A 22,986-nucleotide genomic window follows, 5' to 3' on the forward strand; every position below is an offset into this window, starting at 1 on the left:
GTTGCGCTAATGTTGAACCATCGTCACTTGGTGACCCACTAACAATTTATAGCAGGAACGATCATGGCTCAGAACTACTTTAATACCCTTTCATTACGCGATCAGTTAGCACAACTAGCTAAATGTGACTTTATGGACATCAGCGAATTTAGCGACGGCGTTCAAGCGCTTGTTGGTAAAAAGATGGTAATTATTGGTTGTGGTGCTCAAGGTCTTAACCAAGGTTTAAACCTACGTGACAGTGGTTTAGATATTTCTTACACATTACGTGCAGAAGCTATCGAACAAAAACGTCAATCGTGGAAAAACGCCACTGAAAACGGTTTTACTGTTGGCACTTACGAAGAACTGATTCCAGATGCAGACGTAGTACTTAACTTAACGCCTGACAAGCAGCATTCAGCGGTTGTTGAAGCCGTTATGCCAATGATGAAGCACGGCGCTTGTTTAACCTACTCACACGGTTTTAACGTGGTTGAAGAAGGCATGCAGATTCGTGATGATTTAACAGTAATCATGGTAGCGCCTAAGTGTCCTGGCTCTGAAGTACGTGAAGAATACAAACGTGGCTTCGGTGTACCTACACTAATCGCTGTTCATGAAGACAACGATCCACGCGGCGAAGGTCTTGCACTCGCTAAAGCATACGCTGCTGGTACTGGTGGTCATCGCGCTGGTGTTCTAATGTCATCGTTTATCGCTGAAGTAAAATCAGACTTAATGGGCGAACAAACCATCCTTTGTGGCATGTTGCAAACTGGCTCAATCTTATGTTTTGAAAAGATGGTTGAGAAAGGTATCAACGCAGGCTACGCCTCTAAATTACTTCAATACGGTTGGGAAACAGTTACCGAAGCGCTTAAGTACGGTGGCGTAACTAACATGTTAGATCGTCTATCTAACCCGGCAAAAGTAAAAGCGTTTGAATTATCTGAAGAACTTAAGCAAATCATGCGTCCGCTTTACAACAAGCACATGGATGACATCATGAGTGGGGCTTTCTCATCAGGCATGATGGAAGATTGGGCTAACGATGACAAAAACTTATTAGGCTGGCGTGCAGATACCGCTGAAACAGCGTTTGAAAAACAACCGGCAGGCGATCAAGAAATCAGCGAGCAAGAATTCTTTGACCACGGTATCTTAATGGTTGCAATGGTTCGCGCTGGTGTTGAGCTAGCGTTCGAAACGATGGTTGCAGCAGGCATCAAAGAAGAATCAGCTTATTACGAGTCGCTACATGAAACGCCGTTAATCGCTAATACTATTGCGCGTAAGAAACTTTACGAAATGAACGCAACAATTTCTGACACGGCAGAATACGGTTGTTACCTATACAACCATGCATGTGTGCCAATGTTACGTGACTTTATGACGCGCATCGACACCGACGTTATCGGTCGTGGTTTAGACAGCACTAGCAATGGCGTAGACAACGCGCAATTAATTGCTATCAACAGTGAATTACGTAATCACCCAGTTGAACAAATTGGTAACACGCTACGTGGCCACATGTCTGCCATGAAGAAAATTATTTAGTCGGTATCGTTAAACAAAAAAAGGGCTATCATTTGATAGCCCTTTTTATTTTGCGCTACTTTTCAGCAGGTAAATGATGCGGAATATTCTTTGGATGACGACCATCTATACTGCGAAAATAATCTAATATCACCGGAAAATCGACATCGATATTACCGGTCGGCATAAAGGGTTCGCGAAAACGAACTTCCTTCGATTTGAAATCAAAACCAATCATTTCAATCGGGACATTTGCTTTACAAGCAATGTGATAAAACCCTGATTTCCATCGCTTAATCTCGCTTCTTGTTCCCTCTGGTGCAATTCCTAAAATGAACTCATCGTGGTTTTCATACATCGCCACCACTTGATCAACCAAGTTATTATCTTTATGACGATAGACAGGGCTGCCACCTAACCAGCGGAAAAACCAGCCGTAGGGTGCATTAAACAACTGATGCTTGGCCAAAAATCTCACGTTTGCACCCATTGCACCTCTCACAACCATGCCTAAGATAAAATCCCAATTGCTGGTATGAGGGCCAATAATGATGATAAATTTCTTCTCATTTGGCAGTTGGCCAACCATTTTCCAACCTAGTACACACAATATAAATTTACTAACCGATTGAAACATATAAAGTATTACCTTTCTTATTGTTATATTTAAATGACACTTTTATGGCATGCGCCTAATTTACACTAGTTTTAGTTTAATTATCATAGGGTCTGTTGAATTTTTGAGTTCATTTTTGCAGCAATTTGTTTGGGGTTTCTACAAGGCAGAGCCTATGTGGTGTAGCTGGCTACACGAATAGGCGATAACGCCGTAGAAGTACCAAACAAATGCTGTCCGTAGGATTCACCTAAAAGGGCTTTGTGCTGCGTTATTCGTCATTCACCTAGATAAACTAGGCATCAATCCTCATGCCTTGCCCAAAACCCTTTTAGATTGAACAAAACTTGAACCACAAAGTTCATCATACCCTATTGATAGCTCACAAAATTTCACGTTAGAATGAGTTTCGTTCCTTGGATGTTTTGAGTTTGTTAAAAACAATTTGTAGCAAGTACGTTTTCTCAATAATCGCACGCACTAATGCTTGAATCGCTTCATCTAACCGGAAAAATTGAACCCATCACGGCAGATATGCCACAGGGAAACGCTTTATGAATGAGCTGTTGTTAGAATCGTTGGTCGCCTTAACGGCTTTCGCCGTATTATGGACACTGTATTATTCCATGATGAGACATAAAGTTGAATCTCAGCCTGGTTCTCGATTCTTAATTGTTGGCTTTACGCTTCTCTTCATTAGCTTTCTCATTGATATCACAGATAACTTCTCCTCACTAAATCAATACATACTTATTGGCGATACACCAACCGAAAGAGTCATTGAAAAAGGTTTCGGCTCTCTCATTGGATTATTATTTTTAGCCGTTGGTTTTCATCGCTGGCTACCTGCAGTATTTGAATTATCCATCGCCAAAAAGAACATCAACAAACTCAACAGCAAACTGGGCAAACTCGTTGACGAACGCACCAGCGAATTAAGCGAAGTTAACCAACAACTACGTCAAGAAATTGCCGAGCGAGAAAAAGCACAAAACAAACTCGACAAACAAATGCTTCACGATCCCCTAACGGAATTGCCTAACCGCTATGCACTATTAGAGTATTTAGAGCATGAGCGATTGCGAAGCAGCGCACACCCAAATCATTACGCCATGTTCATTATCGACTTAGATCAATTCAAAGCCGTCAACGATTCGCTAGGGTACGCAACTGGCGACAAAGTAATAAAATCCATTGGTAATAGATTGGCATTTAATCACCGTAGCGAAGACTTTTTAGGACGTTTAGGTGGCGACGAATTCGTACTAGTAATGTCAATGAATCGAGATGACCCACAGTCAGCGGCATTGCAAACTTACAACAACGCCACCACGCTTATCGAACTAGTCGCCGCCCAACTGAAAGTCGACAAACACCAATTTAACCTGTCAGCCTGTATCGGCATTACCGTATTTAACTACGGCGGTAGCCAATCATCAGAAGACATATTGCGCCAAGCAGATATCGCACTTTATAATGCCAAAGAAAAAGGTCAGGGATTCTTTTCTTTTTTTCAACCAGAAATGCAAAAGAAAGCCCAAACACGCCTCAAGCAATCTAAAGAACTCCATGATGCGCTGTCCAACAAAGAACTCTTTTTACAGTACCAACCTCAAGTTGATAAAGACGGTAAATTTATTGGTATGGAAGCGCTGCTCCGTTGGCACCATCCAATCAATGGCATTGTAGACCCTTCTAACTTTATCGCGTTAGCCGAAGAAATTGGCATCATCGACAAACTAGGCCGTTACATTATGCACATGGCCTGTCAGCAATGTAATGATTTAGTCAGCAGCTTCTACCCAGACAACAAGCTCAAAGTAGCCATTAACATCAGTCCAAGTCACTTCCTACAAGACGACTTTGTAGAGCAAGTGAAGAGCATTACTGAAAATTACTCGATGCAAAACATGCAGCTGGTACTAGAAATTACAGAAGAAGTGACAATTGGCGACATCGACGATGTTATTAAGAAAATGAATCAACTGCGTCGTCTCCACGTGCATTTTTCACTAGACGACTTCGGAACTGGTTACTCATCACTTACTTACTTAAAACAACTGCCAATAGACACCGTAAAGATTGATAAATCCTTCATCCAAGAACTGCATGAAAATAAAGATGATGCATCAATTGTCGAAGCTATTCTCACCATGACCCGTGCGCTAGAAATCGACGTCATTGCCGAAGGCATTGAAAATCAAAGCCAATACAAATTCCTTTCAGATCTTCATTGCCAATATTACCAAGGCTACTATTTTGGCAAACCAGAAAGTGTCGCCGCACTCATTGAAAACGGCGACCTCATCGACAAGCGAGTTATTTAACTTCCTCAGCTTCAGGTTCAGCGTCTTGTGCTGTCACTAGACGTTGATACCAGAACGACGCCCCTAAAATCAGCACCCCAATGCCCATAAAGAGCACGACCTTTTGCCACAACACGGCATTGGCCGCATCGAGTAAACCCAGTTTAAGAATACCGACAAAAATTAACCCAAAGCTAACCCGTACATTCAGCAAAGTACGTTGATTTGTAAATAGAATAACGGCACCGTGGATTGCGAGCGTCGGAGCAATTAACAAGTCTAATCGCAGATAATCGAAAGCACTCAAGGTTAATGCATAAGTCACCAACACCACGACATGCAGCAAGATATCATTAGCGTCTTTAAACCAACCGCCAATCAACGATTGCTTATACGCCCTACGTTTCTTAATAAAGGTTGCAGCCACAAACACCATTGGCGCAATGGCAAACCATTCGTCGGTGAAAATTAACGTCCAACTGCTCACGATAAAAAACAGCTGCATGAGACCAATCATCAGCGAATGACGTTTAGCTAGCCACCAACTCTGTGCAATAAGCATCATGGCGGTCCAATACAACAAACCAACAAGGTGTGAAATCACAAAAGAATCCGTTGCTGTGGCAATAGCCAATGGCAACATCATGCCTATTGTCCACAAACCCCAACCTGCGATGTATTGATACAACGCGTCGTTCTTACGTTGATTCAGCACATAAGCCGCGCTGTAACACAATCCAAACAACGCAGTCGCTATCAAGCCGCTGGTCACTGATGTCGATAGTGCCCCAAAGATAAGGCTCAGACTTGCCAAGCCAACCAAAATCTTAGCCTGCCACACAATCCATTTATGCCTAACCAGTTGCGCAAAACAAACAGCCAACAACGGTGATAACCAAACAATTAAAATGACATCGGCTTCCAAGCGTCTAAAGCCAGTGACTAACCAACACACAGGAACGATAAGATAAAACGCAATGCGCGCATATTCAGAAAACTGACGCAGCGGACTCTCTGGTGCATAACGCCGGAAATATTCAGCAAACAACCATAATTGCACCAATGCAGACGCTAACGACAATTTGGCAAATAAAGGCAATAACGAAAAGCGATAAATATCGAAGTTTACGGCGTATTCCAACGCGTAAACAATAGGAACCGCAATCAACGACAATGCCAAAAATTCAATATTTTTTTGTCCACAAGCGCGTGCTCTGAACAACAAGGCCACTTGCAGCACAATAGTCGCAGGCGCCATCCATTGACCAAGCCACATATCTCCACAACTGAAGATTAATAACGCAACCCAAGCCGACTCACAAAACAACAACAACGGCTTAACGCGCTGCTGAGTAAACTGTAAAAACACTTTATCATCAGTGATTAAGCGTAACCAAATACTCAAAGTAGCCAATACAGTTAATGCAATTAACCACTCATCAAAGCTTTGTAAAGAAGGCAATAACATCGTGTTATCAAACACGCCAATCAAGCTATAGAACAGCGCGACACACGCCAGTGCCTGCCCCTGATTAATAACGCTTGGTAATAAATAACGGCGGCCAATAGCAATCAGTAATAGGCCCTCAACAGCCCAGGCAACACCCCATAGTTCGCCGCCAAGTGCACTTACCGCCATCAATACTAACCAGATGGTTGCAATTAAAGCCATAAAATGAGTTAACGGGTGTTTGATGCGATACAGCACATAACCAGCGGCTATTGCAGCAACGCCATTCACTCCAAACATAAGCGCCAACCAACCACTTAGTGCATCGCTGGCTTGGAAGAAAAACAACAAGTTTGCGCCAATTAACGCCGCCAAAAACAACATCACATGCTGCTGACGCTGCTCTTTAAACACTAAATTAAACGTAATGTAACCAAAGAACAGTAAGTAAAATATATCAATAAAAACAATAGGAAAGCTAAATAGCGGCTGACTCACTGCCCACTCAAGAGCAACTAATACAAATGCCAGACTCAAGTTAGCCAACCAAGCACCAACATAGCGATAGGCAAGGATTAAACTGCTTAATGTCACCAATGCCAACGACACTAAATACCAACTTCCATGCACACCAACAGCGTCAGACAACAGTGGAATAACAGACACACCAACAATGCCCAATGCCGCAACAACTTTAGTATCTAGCCACATAGCGAGTCCATGAGCAGCTAGAGCAATGACTAAATACAACGCAATAATCATCCAAATCGACAAGATCTGGTAAACATCACCGGCGAAATAAACGGTGCTGTAGAGCAATAAAATACCCAAACTAACAATGGCCGTGGCAAACTCACCAAACTTGGTTTGCCGCTTGAGATAAATCCCCAACACCATCACCGCCGCAGCGGCACTCAACATCAATAGCGATTTTAAACCCACGCCCATTTGGTCAATCAACAACTGCATTAAATAACCAAAACCAGCAAGCGTTAAACCAATACCCATGATGGTTAAAACGAAAATACCTAACATGCCACGCTCTTTGTAAGAGCGATAAACGTTTGCAACTGGCTTAAACCAATCGAACACAGACGCCATAATCGACTGAAACATTATCTCGACATAAGACGGTTTACTTTCTTTGGGTTTAACAGCGACAGGCTTGGCTTGTGACTTAGTTCCAGCGTGTTTGTTAGCAACAACAGATGCAGCTGGCGCTTCAACAACCGGAGTAAATTCAACGTTTGTCGGCGCTGCATCATGATGATGAACCGCAACAATCTCTTCATTAACAGAGCTGTCAGACGATTGAGAAATTCGCTGTGAAACAACAGGATCGGGTGGGGCGGAATATTCGGGGTCAACTTGAGCGACACGAAACTCAAGATTCTTAATGCGCGCATCAAATTGGCTCTTAAGCTGAGCCAACTCATACTTGAGTGCATTAACTTCATCGTTATTTTTCAAGATTACGTCCTGTAAGCGAGGATATCGAACAAGACGCTAGTATGGCACAAAAAATCTACATTTTGGCGCTACACTCCAGCTATTAAAACTACTATATGGGCTTCATGCAGATCGGTTGAGATTTCTAGTTGAATCACAGCGTGTCCAATTCCCGTTGTTTCGCCTCTTAAATTAGAAATTGACCAATGCAAAAATCATGGATGATTTTTACTCATACATTCCTTATATTCGCCTTTTCGAGGCCAGCTATGCTGTTAAAATTTGTTCCAGACAAATTTTTAATACCAATTGCATTAAGTAAGTGATCTTGTTGTGCGTAGAGAAAATCAGCTAAAACAAGGCGCTCGATTGACTAATAGCTGGCTATTAGGATTGAGAGCAACGCCATTTTAGTTAATTTTAACAAGTACAAGTGGGCAAATATTTAATGCAATTGGTATAAGTATTTGCTGCAGGTGACTGCATGGATGCAGGAAGTAGAGCAACGCAGGAGCAGTTGCCGAGATGCGGATAAAATACGGTATTGAATAGACAATTTATCATTTAAGAATCAAGGCTAAACTTACGGGTCGCCTTTGCAAATAACATCCTTGTTATTTGTTCTTCGAACCAGCTAGCGCTGTCTAAAATCATTCCAGATGATTTTTTCTTTTGGTTACTTTTCTTGGTAAATCTCGTCCTGAGATTTATCGCTGCGCGACCAGTGCAGATATTCTAGTGGCTACGCACAAATTTTTCTGGAAAAAATTTGAATAGTCACAGACTACCCGCAGGGTGAAATACAGGGATGTATTTCATTTAAGAAAAGTAACTGGTGTGTTTTAGGCTTGCTTAAAACAAGACGATGAATTCGATAAGCACACCAAATTATTCCAACCGATCAAAGTTTTCGATTACCTGACAGACATTAACCCTATGGGTTTAATATTTTGTGAAGTGTCGAGAAAATATTAGCTCCGTCAACCTTGATACCATTGTGCTCGTGAGCCGCTGAACACCACGCTATAGCGCCATTGACCTGCTGCAATGTTTCATTCGAATACGCAATATCAACATACATATCGGTTTCATACACAGCGGCTGCCACAGGCACCTTATTATTCGCTAACTGCTGCAAATCATACAACGGCGGCCAGTCATCTTTTTCAGCTAATAACTGGGCGGCTTGTGCCAAAGGTTTGAGCTGTGAAAACTGCTCGAACATCCAAGGGAAAATCATTTCTCCAGTAAAGTTAAACGACTGACTGTGCTCATCGACATTAAAATCATTGGCAAATGATTGATGTCGAACCTCATGGGCTGCCCAATTTGACGCAAACGCTTGACAATAAATCGACTCATGCAAAAAAGCGAAAATAGGGTTAGTGTCATAATCAAGCAAACTTAGCATCGATTGCTTAAACACAAAACTCAGCGCTTTTACGCCGTTCACCTCAACAAACGCTTGCTCTAACATTGCATACAGCTCTTGATGTCCGCCAGTCATTCCCAAATGAATACCCAACAACTGAAAACGTTCCACCGTTAACGGTGAACCATCAGGCAATGTCTCTGGTGTTGTTAATAAATGCTGTGCAACCGAACGAGCGATAGCTTGCGCTTGAGGATAGGTATCAAAAAACAGCTTATTTTTATCGAGAACGCGCTTAAAAGTCTTGCGATACACATCGGTCGCTGGTCGTGTCAGCGATGGGATGCCGCCAGTAATAAACGCCTGCTCAATGGCATTTGGTGATGCCGATAAATAACGTAAAACACAAAAGCCACCAAAGCTTTGGCCTAAAATAGACCACTTATTATCACCAATAAGCGCACTGCGAATGGTTTCTGCGTCACGAATGATATTGTCACTTCGATAATGAGCTAGATGTTCAGCTTGCTGCTCTGGTGTCAAATGACCTAATGTTTGAGCAGTCACCGGCGAGCTACACGCGGTGCCTCGTTGATCAAGCAACAACACGCGATAATGCTTACACGCCTCACCAACCCAGCCATCTAATCCCGTTGGGCGGCTGGCGCCAAATCCTGGTCCACCTTGAAAAAACACCAAGTAAGGCAATTCGTTTTCTCGACCCGATTTACTAGCTACCTCACGTGCGAAAACAGATAGTTTTTGCTGCTCAGGCTGTTGATAATCTAACGGAACAGTAAATCGACGATCTTGACAAACAAGGCCATTAACAACGTATGTATTTAGCATTTCAAATCCAATAATTAAGCAAAACGTTTAACATTGAACAAGAGTATACGTTGCAAATAGCTTGAGACAAATAACCTTAGCTAACTTTCTAAATGCGCCTGTGCCAACGACAACTGACCGTCGGCCACTAATTCTTTAGCAATAGCTTCCCTTAACGCCATTGGCTTTTTAGCACTTAGCTTTTGATGCATTTCTAGACGGTCAATCGCAATTTCAAAACAGCGAATTTGCGTTAACATTGTCGTCATTAGTTTTTCTGACTGCTGTTCATATCGCCATGATTCGCCTTCAAACAGAAGGACTTGCGACTTAATTGCCGCCTCGTTTTCAGCAGTGGCCAAAAAGCCAAACTGACCGCTAATGTGCAAGCGACGATAATTCCAAGTCGGCACCAATTGCTTTTGATGAACCAATGGCGATACATAATTATCCCCACCATCAAAAACCACAGTCACCGATGGCGAATTATCTAACAGCCACGCTAATTTATTTTCTACTGACATATGGCCAGTTAAAACCCCACGTGCGCGATCTAATTGCAATGGCAAATAAATAATTTGATCAAACAAATTGTCATTACTTGCAATCATAATTTGCGCCAATGGCTGCTCCTCAACTAACGAGATAGCGGCATCATTAATATCACGAACAGACAGTTTTTTTGGCACTTCGGCATCTGTAATTCTGGCTACTAAACACTGCTTTGCTGACGGCCACTCATCTCGCACCATACTAAACATGGCAGTGTCGCGATATTCCCCCGTCGACAACAACACATTATGACGAAAAATACCCTCAAAACTCATCCCTAAACGACTAATGGCATTACGCGATTTTTGATTGCGTTTATGAGTTCGCAATTGCACCCGCACTGCACCCAACTCCTCAAATGCGTGCGTTAACAGCAGTAACTTACAGTTCGAATTGATATGAGTACGTTGATAATCGGGATTAATCCACGTGTAGCCAATTTCAACCGTGCTATTAACGACATCAATACTTAAATACCGTGTACTACCCACAAAACGCCCAGTAGCATTATCGATAATGGCAAACATCACCTGCTCTTTACGTTCAACAGCACTCAACCCAGTTTCCACCCAGCGCGTGGCAGTCGCCAAAGATTCACATTGATAAGGAGGCGTCCATTGCCAAATTTTTTCTGGTTTTCCGGCTTCGTAAAATTCGTCTACCTGACTCATTGTCATTGGACGCAGGGTAACAATGTCATTGGATAACGTGATAGGCAGTGGTTGCTTCATAAAATACGTCTCTTCGGTCAAAAGTTAGACGTATTATCTAAACATCTGGTAGATTGTTAACAACCAGAATTAAAGTTTGATCTATACCAGTGAAAACACTTTACATCACCAGTGAATCATTAGCCTCGTATCAAGGCCCTAAATACCTCGCGATCAGCCATGCATTACGCCAAGCAATCAAACAAGGTCAGGTAAAAGAAAACGAACAACTGCCATCGGCGAGAGAACTTGCTCAGCAGCTTAAAACCAATCGTCACACCATCATGGCAGCCTACAATGAGCTCATTGCTCAAGGGTGGATTAGCAGTAAACAACGCAGCGGTTATTTTGTTGCATCAAACTTACCAATCAATAGCTCGCAGCCAGCAACTAAAAATAATTCATCAGTTAATCAAGAGTTTAATTGGAATTTTGTAAAAATGGCCTCGCCAACTTATGAAACTGTGGCTGCCTCTTTTCAATTTAATTTCGCCGGCGGCACACCGGATATTTCGTTATTTCCATTCCACGAATTTAAAAGCTATGTAAACGACGCGTTCGTCAGACCACAGCTCGCCGAACTAAATTACGGTAATATAGCTGGTTTTTCTCCATTAATAGAACAAGTTAGCCACTACCTTAGACGAACTCGTTCACTTACAGATCGCGAAATAGTCATCACCAATGGTTCACAAGAGGCGTTATACATCCTCTCTCAGCTATTACTGTCACCAGCCAATAGTGTTGCCACTGAAGCCATGGGATACGCACCAGCATGGCGTAGCTTCCAAAGTTCAGGAACCACGGTAATTTCCATCAAACAAGATGAGAATGGGATGATACCTGAGGAATTGGAGCAAGCGATCACTAATCAAGTGACGGCTGGTCAACCTATTTCAGTTATTTACCTCACGCCACTTCATCAATACCCAACAACGGTTACCTTGCCAGTTGATCGTCGCCACGCCATTTACAAAATAGCCAGTCAACACAACATTGCCATTATCGAAGACGACTACGACCACGAATATCACTATCGCTGCCAACCGTTAGCGCCAATGGCCAGTGATGATCCCAATGGACTCGTTATTTATCTATCAACCTTTTCAAAAGTTATGTTTCCCGGTGCACGCATTGGCTTTATGGCGTTAGACAAAACACTCGCCCAAGCAGTAACAAACTACCGAAGTCTAATGAACCACAAAGTCAGCGTACCAATGCAAGATGCCATCGCCAGATGGATGCAAGCTGGGTCATTTGAGCGTTACCTTCGCAAAGCCACCAAAATTTATCACCAACGTCGCGATTTTATGAACCAACAACTCACCCAATATCAAGAGCGAGGCATCGTTGAATCTTTCACGCTTCCTGATGGTGGTATGGCAATGTGGGTTAAAATTAATCAAAGCGCAAAAGCCTTGGCAAAAGCAGCGCTAAACAACGATATTTACATCCAACAAGAGGCGCAATTCTTACTCGAAAAAAATCAAACAAGTGATCGATTTATTCGCCTTGGATTTGCTGGTTTAACCGAAGAAAACATCGAAATTGGACTACAACGTCTATTTGATCAAAAAAATGCATAAATTCTTACAATATTCCGCGTGTTTACTGGCTATTTATACCCCATATTGTTTATATTAAGCCCCACTAGACTACAGTCTCTTTTTTTCACTTTTTCACGGAATTACTCATGTCAGATTCAGCATTACCAAAGTTAGAGCAGCTCATCGAACAACTTATCTCTAAAAACGCTTCTCAAAATGAAGATATCTCACGTCTTGTAGGACAAAACGAAGCGCTAGCATCTCAAGTTAAACAACTTGAAGACGACAACGAAACACTACAATTAGAAGCGCTAGAGCAAGAAGAAAGCCACAGCGCAACTATCAGCAAAATTAATGCAATTGTTGGGCGCCTTGAGCAAGAAGCCTAATGAGCCAAGAGTTAACAATAACCCTGCTGGATAAAACGTTATCGGTAGCCTGCCCCGCTGGGCAAGCAGAAGCCTTGTTAGAATCAGCACAATTGTTAAACGAACAAATGCTTAAAGTGCAACAGAAAAAACCAAGCGCCAGCTTGCTAAACGTTGCATTGATTGCCGCATTGAACCTCAGTTACGAATTGCTTGAAAACAAAAATCAACGAATCGCCAACGAACAATCAATGACGCAACTAAGCGAGCTTGTCGCTCAGGCATTAGCAGACTAAAGACCACTGCTCTTTACGCAGTCTCAGTGCTTTTAACCAAAAGCACCAAGGCTTTTTATTGTCTGGCGAACAAATAGCATTCGTTACAAAATTAATCTATCCTATTGAATACTCAGGCGACTTTATAAAGACTGAGTATTATATTTTCGTTTAGGAGTAAGATTTGTGACTGACTATTTAACCCAATTCATCGCTCAATATCAGCCAATCACCCAATTCGTTTGGTTAGACAGCGTTATTCTTGTTGCCATCATGCTGCTGGTTAGTCTGATTGTAGACAAAATAGATCGCCGTATTCTCATTAATCTACTCCACCGTCTACTTGGAAAAACAGCACCTAAGACACTCGATTTACTGGAAAAACATCAAGCACTTGCCAAGATAGCCGCCGTTATTCCGCTATTAATAATTTCATCGTTTAGCCCAGTTGCGCTCAGTGCGTATCAAGCGCTTAGCGGTATAGTTGTCACCGTGTGTAACATCGCCATTCTCATGAAAATGGCATCGTTTATATTCGCACTACTAGATGTCACCCTCGATGTTGCCCGCGAACGCGGTCTCAACAAAAAACTACCAATAAAGAGCATCAACCAACTAATCAAACTCTTTGTATTCCTAGTGGTTGCCGTTATATCTATTTCTACCGTCCTTGGTAAATCACCGCTCTACTTCCTGAGTGGTTTAGGTGCCATGACAGCCGTCGTGCTGTTAGTGTTTAAAGACACCATCCTTGGCTTTGTCGCCGGTGTGCAACTCGCCGCTAACCAAATGGTGAGTCGTGGCGACTGGATCGAAATGCCAAAATACGGCGCCGACGGTGAAGTATTAGAAGTTGCCCTCACCACAGTACAGGTTCAAAACTGGGACAAAACCATCACCATGATCCCAACCTACGCCCTCATCAGCGACTCATTCAAAAACTGGCGCGGCATGGAACAAGCCGGCGGACGCCGCATTAAACGCTCAATTCGCCTCGACGTAAACAGCATCGGATTCATGGATCAATCACTCATTGAGCACCTACAAAAAATAGACTCAATATCTGATTACCTTGTTGAAAAACAAAACGAAATCAATGAACAAAACCAACAGCTCGCGAGCGACCTAACCGTCAATGCCAATGGCCGCAAGCTCACAAACGTCGGCACCTTCCGCGCCTATCTAGAATACTATTTACAAAACCACCCAATGGTTAGCCAAGAAATGACCCTCATCGTTCGTCAATTACCTGCTGATGAAAACGGCTTACCCATCGAACTCTACCTATTTTGTACCGACATCCGTTGGGCTGCATACGAAGCTATTCAAGCGGATCTATTTGACCATATTTACGCGGTACTCCCTGAATTCAACCTTCGTGCCTTCCAAAGTCCAAGTGGCTACGACTGGCGTCAACAGTAAATTAAAAAAGGCCTATTCATAGGCCTTTTTAATGCCATTAATCACACCAAAAAACGTTGTAAAAATGCGAACCATTGCTAACAAATAATGATAATATCGCTTTTAAATCATAACGTTAATAACAAGTATTCTCAGTCTCTCGAAAAGCCTCTAAAAACTTCGGTTAAATCACATTTATCCTTGCGCTAAGCGTTGACCCACCAGCAAATTTACGCCATTATTCCCGCTAATAAATTTTGACCAAATACTTTTTACCAAATAGAAAGGGCTCACATGCTAGCACAACCAATGATCGACAAACTCAACGAACAAATTAACCTTGAGTTCTATTCATCAAACTTATACCTGCAAATGAGCGCTTGGTGTGAAGACAAAAGCTTCGACGGTGCAGCGACCTTCTTACGCAAACACGCTAACGAAGAAATGGAACACATGAAACGTTTATTCACTTACGTTTCAGAAACTGGCGGCCTACCAATTTTAGGTGCCATCGAAGCAGCACCACACGAATTCGAATCACTGCATGACGTATTCACACAGATTCTTAATCACGAATGTGTAATCACAAGCAAAATCAACGAACTTGCTCACGTAGCTTTCACCAGCCACGACTACTCAACGTTCAACTTCCTACAATGGTACGTTGCAGAACAGCACGAAGAAGAGAAGCTATTCAAAGGCATCTTAGACAAGTTAGAAATGATCGGAAACGACGGCTCAGCTATGTACATGTTCGACAAAGACTTCGCAGCAATGGCTATTGAAGGTAGTGGCGGCAGCATCATGGAACCAGGCTCAACAGTAGAGTAGCCTAAGCGCCCATTGGCGGGTACAATACGCAAGCTTTATTCTGTGGTGAGAATCAATTTAAAGCCTGCGTAAATTATGATGTGCCATTCCAGTTTGTAAATCCAAATCGAACTTTTTTCTCAAGCACATCAGTTACTTTTCTTTGCTTCGACACTAGAATATCTGGAATATTCTAGGACAGCGTTAGCTGGTCGCATTGCGATAAACTCAGGACGAGATTTACTAAGAAAAGTAACCAAAAGAAAGGCGACCCGTCATTTATCGCTCTTCTTAAATAATAAATTGCCTATTCAATACCGTATTTAATCCGCATCCCTGCGGAAAATACTAAAAAATCATCCATGATTTTTTTATTGGTCAATTTCTAATTTAAGGCGATAACAAACGGGACTTTCCGCGCATTAAATAACTTCTTTCACCTCAAATAAACCTCAATACGTTACATGCACAATCAAATACATTGTATATAGAGAATTAAATGAACAACTTCGACGTAATAATAATTGGCGCAGGCGCCGCAGGTCTTCACTGTGCAGCCACTGCTGGCTATCGCGGCAAAAATGTATTATTACTCGATAACGCCAAAAAAGCGGGACGTAAAATCCTCATTAGTGGCGGTGGTCGTTGCAACTTCACCAACTACAACATCGAACCAAGTGCATTTATTTGTGGTAACAAACACTTCGTCAAATCAGCATTGAGTCGCTACACCCAGTGGGACTTCATTGCCATGGTCGACAAATACCAAATCGCCTATCACGAAAAAACACTCGGCCAACTGTTCTGTGACGACAGCGCCAAAGACATTGTTAACATGCTAGAAAGCGAATGTAACAACGCCAACGTCACTACTCAGTTGCGCACCGAAATCGCCGCCATTGCCAAAACCGACGACGGCTTTGACATTACCACCAACGAAGGCAAGTTCCACACAACCTCGTTAGTAATCGCCACAGGTGGCCTCTCAATGCCAAAACTTGGCGCGACGCCATTTGGTTACAGAGTTGCCCAACAATTTGGTTTAACAGTCACAGAAACAACCGCAGGGCTTGTACCTTTTACTTGGCAAAACAACGACAAAGAAGATTACGAGTGTTTGTCAGGCATCAGTCTGCCAGCGTCAGTAACCTGTGAAAACGGCGTTAACTTTAGCGAAGACATGCTATTCACTCATCGCGGCTTATCAGGCCCAGTGATGCTACAAGTGTCGTCATATTGGAAAACAGGCGAAGCCATCACCATCGATTTACTACCAAGCAACGACTTACAAAACGAGCTAGAGCGCGCCCGTGAAAAAAGCCCGAAACAAGCGCTTAAAACCTGCTTAAATCAGCACTTTCCAAAACGCTTTATCGAACGTTTAGTCGAGCTAAACAAAATTGATGACAAACCATTAAATCAATTTAACGACAAAGAGTTAGCAGCAATCGCCACTTACTTCCACCAATGGAAAATCAAGCCCAACGGCACCGAAGGCTACCGCACCGCCGAAGTCACCCTAGGCGGCATCGACACCGACGAACTCAGCTCAAAAACCATGGAAGCCAAAAACATCAAAGGCCTCTACTTCATCGGCGAAGTCGTCGATGTCAGCGGCTGGTTAGGAGGTTATAACTTCCAATGGGCTTGGAGTTCAGGTTGGGCGTGTGGGGATGCAGTTTAATATACACATTATGATCAATAGGGGATAAATCATAATGATCTATCCCAACCGATTAATTGAGCAGCGTGTGTAATCTAGAAGCATAATATAGCGGTAACACCAACGCGTTTTTATTATCTAATGAACCCGTCGACCCAATAAGTTTGACAGTTTGCACAGGCTGATAGCGATCAACATAAACGCCCAATGATTTAGCTCTTGTTCGTTTACCGCTTTTTACTTCAACAGGAACAATCTGTCCATCGCCTTTCTTAAGCAGAAACTCAATTTCACTACGCGCATACTCCCAAGAGTAGGTTGAACTGCCATTGAACGCAATCAGCTCATTTTGTACAAAGTTCTCTGCAATATAGCCTTTGTAATTAAAACCTTGATCGCGAAGTTCTTTGTAAGATAACTCAAGCATATGATTAAGTAATCCCACATCAAACAAGAACAATTTAAAGCGGTTATCTTTAGTTAATGCTGACAATGGTGAGCTAGGTTTTGTATCTATTGGATGGCATTTAGAAAGCAACTTACACTTATCTAACCAATTGATAGGTCGAGATAAATCTTGGTACCTCGTTTTCTTTTCTATCACGTCTTTGAATTTAAAACGCTTAACTGAATCATCAATGTTTTGAGACAACTGAGTAGGAATATTATTAAAAATAGATTGAATATGCTGCGCAGACGTTTTACCTGAATACTTACCAAAATCACGCTCATAACCAACAATAAGATCGGCATGAATTTGGCTAACCTGTTCTACTCTTTCTATTATCCCTTTGTCATCTTTTGACTCAAACCAACTCTTAACAGCTTCTGGCATACCGCCAACAAAGTAATAATCGAGCAAAAGATCAAATAACTTATCGTGAGCTATTTTTCCCATATTCATTTGATTGAATGCTTTTTCAAGTGGCGCTTGTTGCGATGCCCACAGAAACTCTTCAAATGTTAAAGGATATAACGTTAAAAGTTCTACTTTCCCCACAGGAAAAGATCCCAACAAACCTATATTAGAACCAGACGCGCAGATGTACATGTCGGGATGTTGTTCAGCAAAAAACTTCAATGAATCTATCGCAGCTTGGCATTCACCAATCTCATCAAAAATAATTAACGCATTGTTTTGATCAATACTGATATTCAACGTTAATTCGATATTAACTAATATATCCGAAGGATTTAATGAACCTGAAAATATATTAGAGAGAGAAGGTTGCTCTAAAAAATCTAAACGAATGACTTGCACAAAATGGGCACCAAACAAATGTTCAAGCAGAAACGACTTTCCTGTTTGGCGTGCACCATCTAACAAGACTGGCTTACGCTTGGTTTGTTTTTTCCAAGATATTAGCTTTTCTAATAATAATCGTTTCATTGTGCCAATCCTCGCCTCATATTTTGTATGAACAAAGTATAAGTCAACACACTTTTATGCGCAATAAAATGCACACTCACTACACTTTTGTGCGCATAAAAATGTAAAAATAACACTTAAGTGCGCATATATAACGTCTAATACATAACACATTGTCGAGTCAAGCCTCGCTTTTATGTGGTTACTCAGACTTAAACCTATGGCGTAATCCACTAAAAGTAAGGAAAAATTATGTCTGTCTCTTTTCAATATAACTTTGAATAAACTAAATCAAGTTGTTTTGATCTCGTTAATTCGACCCAATCAAAGGTAGTTAAAAATTCATTCACAGACTCTGAGGGGGTTCTGTAAGTAGACTTTCAGAAAAACATTTGAGCTTTTTGTTATCAACAAATGATCTTAAAACCTCCACCGGCTCTATATAAGCACATTTTATAGGCTCATAGTCATTATTTAACAAATGGCCATCTTGTCTATCTTGCATGTGAGCGGAACTGAACATCCCTGTAGAGTTTGGAAAAACAAAAGCATTTAACACTCTGGCGTCCGGTTCTATTTGCTTAAGGGCTTTAGCATAAAAAAACTGCTTAACTAAATCAGGCCAACCTGGTGCATTAGAAATTGAGCTTGCAGAATAATACTTTGCATCAACGATACAATAAGTATTTTCTTTAGCACTCCAAAGGACAGTATCCATTCTTTGCCCCTTTCGAGCAGCCGATACTAAACTTTCATTTGTTAGTTTATAGGTCGGTATTGGTATTAATTTATTTACATTGACTGTATTACTTAAAGTTTTAGATAACATATATTCCCATACGGTATGGAAATGCTTAATCCCAATCACCATTTCGCTAAAATGATCACCCTTCATTTTTTTTAAATAATCAATAAGAGATTTTAATAACCAGATATCTCGTCCTGAATATGTCACTCTTAACTCTTTCTCCAAAGTATATATCTGATATTGAATATCACTACTTATAGGTTCCTTTATATGATCTTCAGAAAATATTCCGTCACTACCATAAAGCAATAAAGAAAATCTCTTATCAAGCTCTTTAATAACTGAAGCATGGATCTTCGCCACTTCACATGATGATAAATTCACTCGTTTGTTACCAAATACGTCTAAGTAAATTGAATTCGAGCCACTGGGATATAAAACACTTCTTGCTATTGTCTTACTCCAATTAGGCTTGCCTGAATTTAGTGTATTCAGTGATTGCCGTTTAGCGTATATACCATTTTGCCTATAATCATTTATGAGCTCTGCGATTAAGCTTAGGGATAAGCCTCCTATTTGATTATCTATTTCACCATCATCAATTGAAAGTGGACTGTCAAACTCAATGCTATATAAGCGAATAGTATTAAGAACTAATGACGCTATTTGTATTTTGCTATAGTCCTCTTCATTGTAATTACTATTCCTTGGAAGAAAGACATCAATGTTCTGATTATGAAAAATCAGCCCACAAAAAGAAGTATTTTGCTGACCATAAGTAAATAATTTTTCCTTATGCAAAACGCTTTTAGTAGCCTTCGGCATTGCACCTATAAAGTCACGATCTCTATAAATTTTTATATTCCAATCCATTAACCAAGCTTCCTTACTCACACTTGGTCATCTGAATCAGCATCTTCAGTTACATCAGTTACTTTATCCAAAAGAGCTAGTTCTATATGCTCTGCAAACACCGCCATACGAGATTCGAATGACGAGACTAACTGTCCATAGCTTTTTATGTCATTGTCAAAAATGATATTATGTTGATTATGCCGTAACACATCATCCCAAAGGTATAAGCATAATTTACCTTTCAACGATTTTTCAGCCAGCTCTTGTGTGGCTAATTCTGGTGCTGCAATAAACCAAGGACCCAACAATCGATCTTCAGGAATTGATTTATCTTCCAAAGCAGCATTTATAACTTGTGCAAAGTCAGACCAATTAACCTCAATATTATCTTGTTCTCTAATTGGGATCGATAAGATCCCTTCTGGACATTCGCTGAAATCAATAGGAACATACTCAAAAAGCCAACGCCTTTTAAACGCTGTATCCATAGGCATTACAGCCTGGTCACTACTATTCATAGTGGCATACAATGACAAGTTACTAGGTATTTTTAACTTACCTTCGTTAATCGAAGAGGGAGAGTTAGATTCCAAATAGTGCAACATATCAGGATCAATAACATCTATAGGGTAAACGCTTGAGCTATCAGCAGCTCTATCTAGCAATTGAAACACTTCCCCAAATACAGCGGCGGCCGCCGCTCTATTTATTTCTTCAATAATTAAATATTGATGTTTCTCTGGATTTGAATAGGCACTGACAATAGCTTTAGTGAATGGTCCAGGGCGAAACTCATATATAACATCATGTCCGTTCATTTTGGGCTTGAGACAACCGATGAAATCACTGCTTTGGGTTTCAGGATGAAAGATTGTTCTAATAGAGTTATTATCATCACATATTTGATCAATTTTGTAGCTCTTGCCAACACCAGGTGCACCATAATAGATAATATTAATAGCTGTATCTTCATTAGATATAGACGGACTCAAACCTTCCAAGTATTCATCATTATCAGGCAATTGTGATTCAAGGTAAGCTATAGCGACATCAAACTTATCTGAATCTAAAAGTATTGACTTTTCATTAAAGTCAGCTTTTTCCTCATTTGATAAATGAATAACTTTCGCAATGACACCGTATAAAGGAAGTGTCTGTACTGTACTTAATGCGTTCACTGTTTGAGATGTAGTAAATCTAGAAAATAAATTACGCATTCTGGTTTCATCATATGTCGATGCACCTGCAAATTCTGCAATATTCTCTTTTATATCCTTCAATGTTTGAATCAGATCAACCATGGATATTGAGAAATATTTTTTCCCGCCTCTTCTTCCTGTATTGGAGAATTCAATAGAAGGTGAAACAGAAACATATTGAAAATCCATGTTCCCGTTTAACCCATCACAACGCTCAGCGAATTCATCGATTCTTATATCTATCACTACTAATTCCCTATTATATTTATTTGACTGTACAAACGAACAGTGATAACCTCACCCGGTAAAAAACCGGATAAGTTGGTAACAAAATGCAAATAGATGATATCGCTGAATATATTAAAAGTACACGAGAAAAGCTTGGGTTAGGACGCACTGAGTTTGCTAATTTACTAGGAATGTCTTCTACTGGTGAAAGAACCGTTAGAGGATGGGAAACAGGTGAGCACAAACCAACATCAGCCAAGATTGGTCTTATAAAAAACCTAGAGGCTCAACTTAACAATCTTCATGATAATGCGCCTTATAATCAGTCTAAGCTAAACAACTCTGATTTTAAATTTATTGACTTATTTGCAGGAATTGGCGGTCTTAGATTACCTTTTCAAAACCTTAATGGAAAATGCGTTTTCACATCAGAGTGGGACAAATTTGCCCAAAAGACATATCTAGCTAACTTTGGAGAGATGCCAAATGGAGATATCACTCAAATTAAAGCTTCAGACATACCAGAACATGATATTTTACTTGGCGGTTTCCCATGTCAAGCTTTTAGCCAAGCAGGCCTAAAACAAGGCTTTAGTGACACACGAGGCACAATGTTTTTTGAAATTCAAAAAATTCTCGTGGAAAAGAGACCTAAAGCGTTTTTATTAGAAAATGTAAAACAACTGAAAGGTCACGACAAAGGTAATACCTTAAAAACGATCATGGACATACTTAAAGGAAAACATGAGTTTGAAGCAACTGATGACATCCCAATCAGTGAAGAGGCAAAACATGCCTTGAGCGAGAAGTTAAATTACTGGGTTGATTTTAAAGTTTTACGAGCTGCTGATTTCGGAGCACCTCAAAATAGAGAGCGAGTATATATAATAGGATTCGACAAAGATTATTATGAAAATGTTAATTTTGATGAAGCTTTCAAATGGCCTGAGCCGCCAAAAACAAAAACTCGTTTAGGTAACATATTGGAGGATTTGACTGAAATCTCTGAAGAGGAAGATAAATATACTATTTCAGAAAAATTATGGGCTGGGCATCAGAGAAGAAAAGCAGAACATAAAAATAAAGGAAATGGATTTGGATATTCATTATTCAATTCCGAGAGTGAATACACCAGCACGCTTAGCGCAAGATATTACAAAGATGGCTCAGAAATTTTAATTGATCAGTCTGAATTGGCAAAACGCCCTCGTAAGCTTACGCCACGTGAGTGTGCTAGGTTACAAGGTTTTCCTGAAAACTTTATAGTTCACGCAGTTTCTCAGGGGCAAATCTATAAACAATTTGGCAACTCAGTTTGCGTAAATGTTATAACTGAAATAGCTAAATGCGTTACATCTACCTTGTTACGGGAAAATAATAAACTAAGCCAAAAGAGTCTATAAATAGCTTTGTGTAACTACCTTTCAAACAGTACTCCATGTCGGTCAATGGAAGGTAGAACATGTATCAAAAAGAATTAGAAGCATTCACTAAACAAGCCGCCAAAGGTATAAAATTGGAAGCTGACTTAAATGGTTTCCGAATTAAATTAACCGAAGTTACTAATTAAACAGCTCTCCACACGAGCTCGTTCAACATTTAAACTATCAAAAAATAAGAATGTATATGCTAGGAATAACCGTACGTAAATACAAACTGGCAATGACGCTTTTGAACTAGAGAGCTCTCATGTACTTAGGAGCAGATGGATTCCTAAAGGTC

General features: G+C 40.8%; 16 protein-coding genes. 9 read left to right on the forward strand and 7 right to left on the reverse strand.

Annotation, left to right across the window (positions count from 1 at the left end):
- Positions 1-63: 63 nt before the first annotated feature.
- On the forward strand, positions 64-1,539 hold the full coding sequence (ilvC, locus tag ACMAZF_RS19175; RefSeq protein ID WP_435275305.1) for a ketol-acid reductoisomerase: 1,476 nt from the start codon (positions 64-66) through the stop codon (positions 1,537-1,539).
- 55 nt (positions 1,540-1,594) lie between these two features.
- Here ilvC and ACMAZF_RS19180 read toward each other — a convergent pair whose 3' ends face one another.
- A complete protein-coding gene (locus tag ACMAZF_RS19180; protein WP_435275306.1) occupies positions 1,595-2,155 on the reverse strand; it encodes a lysophospholipid acyltransferase family protein in 561 nt (186 codons plus the stop codon).
- 533 nt (positions 2,156-2,688) lie between these two features.
- Here ACMAZF_RS19180 and ACMAZF_RS19185 point away from each other — a divergent pair.
- Entirely contained in the window at positions 2,689-4,461 is a 1,773-nt protein-coding gene (locus tag ACMAZF_RS19185) for a putative bifunctional diguanylate cyclase/phosphodiesterase (protein WP_435275307.1), read from the forward strand.
- On the opposite strand, the gene ACMAZF_RS19190 is transcribed toward ACMAZF_RS19185, so the two are convergent.
- From ACMAZF_RS19190 to ACMAZF_RS19200, 3 genes are all read right to left on the reverse strand, one after another.
- On the reverse strand, positions 4,454-7,360 hold the full coding sequence (locus tag ACMAZF_RS19190) for a DUF2339 domain-containing protein (protein WP_435275308.1): 2,907 nt from the start codon (positions 7,358-7,360) through the stop codon (positions 4,454-4,456). The two genes, ACMAZF_RS19185 and ACMAZF_RS19190, sit on opposite strands and share 8 nt — an antisense overlap.
- A 913-nt stretch (positions 7,361-8,273) precedes the next feature.
- Positions 8,274-9,560, reverse strand: a complete 1,287-nt coding sequence (locus ACMAZF_RS19195; protein ID WP_435275309.1) for an alpha/beta fold hydrolase — start codon at positions 9,558-9,560, stop codon at positions 8,274-8,276.
- A gap of 80 nt (positions 9,561-9,640) precedes the next feature.
- Positions 9,641-10,822 carry a GNAT family N-acetyltransferase gene (locus ACMAZF_RS19200; RefSeq protein ID WP_435275310.1) on the reverse strand — a complete coding sequence of 394 codons (1,182 nt, stop codon included), beginning with the start codon at positions 10,820-10,822 and terminating at the stop codon, positions 9,641-9,643.
- An 89-nt stretch (positions 10,823-10,911) separates the two neighbouring features.
- Between ACMAZF_RS19200 and ACMAZF_RS19205 the strand changes: the two genes are divergently transcribed.
- From ACMAZF_RS19205 to ACMAZF_RS19230, 6 genes are all read left to right on the forward strand, one after another.
- Positions 10,912-12,387, forward strand: a complete 1,476-nt coding sequence (locus ACMAZF_RS19205; RefSeq protein ID WP_435275311.1) for a PLP-dependent aminotransferase family protein — start codon at positions 10,912-10,914, stop codon at positions 12,385-12,387.
- A gap of 107 nt (positions 12,388-12,494) precedes the next feature.
- Positions 12,495-12,737: a DUF904 domain-containing protein gene (locus ACMAZF_RS19210; RefSeq protein WP_435275312.1), complete on the forward strand. Its 243-nt coding sequence runs from the start codon at positions 12,495-12,497 to the stop codon at positions 12,735-12,737.
- Positions 12,737-13,012, forward strand: a complete 276-nt coding sequence (locus ACMAZF_RS19215; protein WP_435275313.1) for a cell division protein ZapA — start codon at positions 12,737-12,739, stop codon at positions 13,010-13,012. The genes ACMAZF_RS19210 and ACMAZF_RS19215 overlap by 1 nt, the downstream gene beginning before the upstream one ends.
- A gap of 165 nt (positions 13,013-13,177) precedes the next feature.
- Positions 13,178-14,413, forward strand: coding sequence for a mechanosensitive ion channel family protein (locus ACMAZF_RS19220; protein WP_435275314.1), 1,236 nt, complete (start codon positions 13,178-13,180; stop codon positions 14,411-14,413).
- A 273-nt stretch (positions 14,414-14,686) separates the two neighbouring features.
- Positions 14,687-15,223 (forward strand): non-heme ferritin, encoded by a 537-nt coding sequence (gene ftnA, locus ACMAZF_RS19225; protein ID WP_435275315.1) that lies wholly within the window; start codon positions 14,687-14,689, stop codon positions 15,221-15,223.
- Positions 15,224-15,701: 478 nt separating this feature from the next.
- Positions 15,702-16,886, forward strand: coding sequence for an NAD(P)/FAD-dependent oxidoreductase (locus tag ACMAZF_RS19230; protein ID WP_435275316.1), 1,185 nt, complete (start codon positions 15,702-15,704; stop codon positions 16,884-16,886).
- A gap of 52 nt (positions 16,887-16,938) precedes the next feature.
- Here the strand turns inward: ACMAZF_RS19230 and ACMAZF_RS19235 are convergent, their stop codons facing one another.
- The 3 genes from ACMAZF_RS19235 to ACMAZF_RS19245 all read right to left on the reverse strand — a co-directional run bounded on the left by ACMAZF_RS19235 (position 16,939) and on the right by ACMAZF_RS19245 (position 21,282).
- The gene (locus ACMAZF_RS19235) at positions 16,939-18,255 is read right to left on the reverse strand and encodes an ATP-binding protein (RefSeq protein ID WP_435275317.1); all 1,317 of its coding nucleotides are present in this window, start codon (positions 18,253-18,255) and stop codon (positions 16,939-16,941) included.
- Between the two features lie 325 nt (positions 18,256-18,580).
- On the reverse strand, positions 18,581-19,855 hold the full coding sequence (locus tag ACMAZF_RS19240; protein WP_435275318.1) for an LlaJI family restriction endonuclease: 1,275 nt from the start codon (positions 19,853-19,855) through the stop codon (positions 18,581-18,583).
- 17 nt (positions 19,856-19,872) lie between these two features.
- Positions 19,873-21,282: an AAA family ATPase gene (locus ACMAZF_RS19245; protein ID WP_435275319.1), complete on the reverse strand. Its 1,410-nt coding sequence runs from the start codon at positions 21,280-21,282 to the stop codon at positions 19,873-19,875.
- An 86-nt stretch (positions 21,283-21,368) separates the two neighbouring features.
- Here ACMAZF_RS19245 and dcm point away from each other — a divergent pair, with 86 nt between their 5' ends.
- Positions 21,369-22,667, forward strand: coding sequence for a DNA (cytosine-5-)-methyltransferase (dcm, locus tag ACMAZF_RS19250; protein ID WP_435275320.1), 1,299 nt, complete (start codon positions 21,369-21,371; stop codon positions 22,665-22,667).
- Positions 22,668-22,986 lie beyond the last annotated feature (319 nt).

The organism is Psychrobium sp. nBUS_13 (assembly GCF_051201665.1).
GTDB lineage: Bacteria > Pseudomonadota > Gammaproteobacteria > Enterobacterales > Psychrobiaceae > Psychrobium.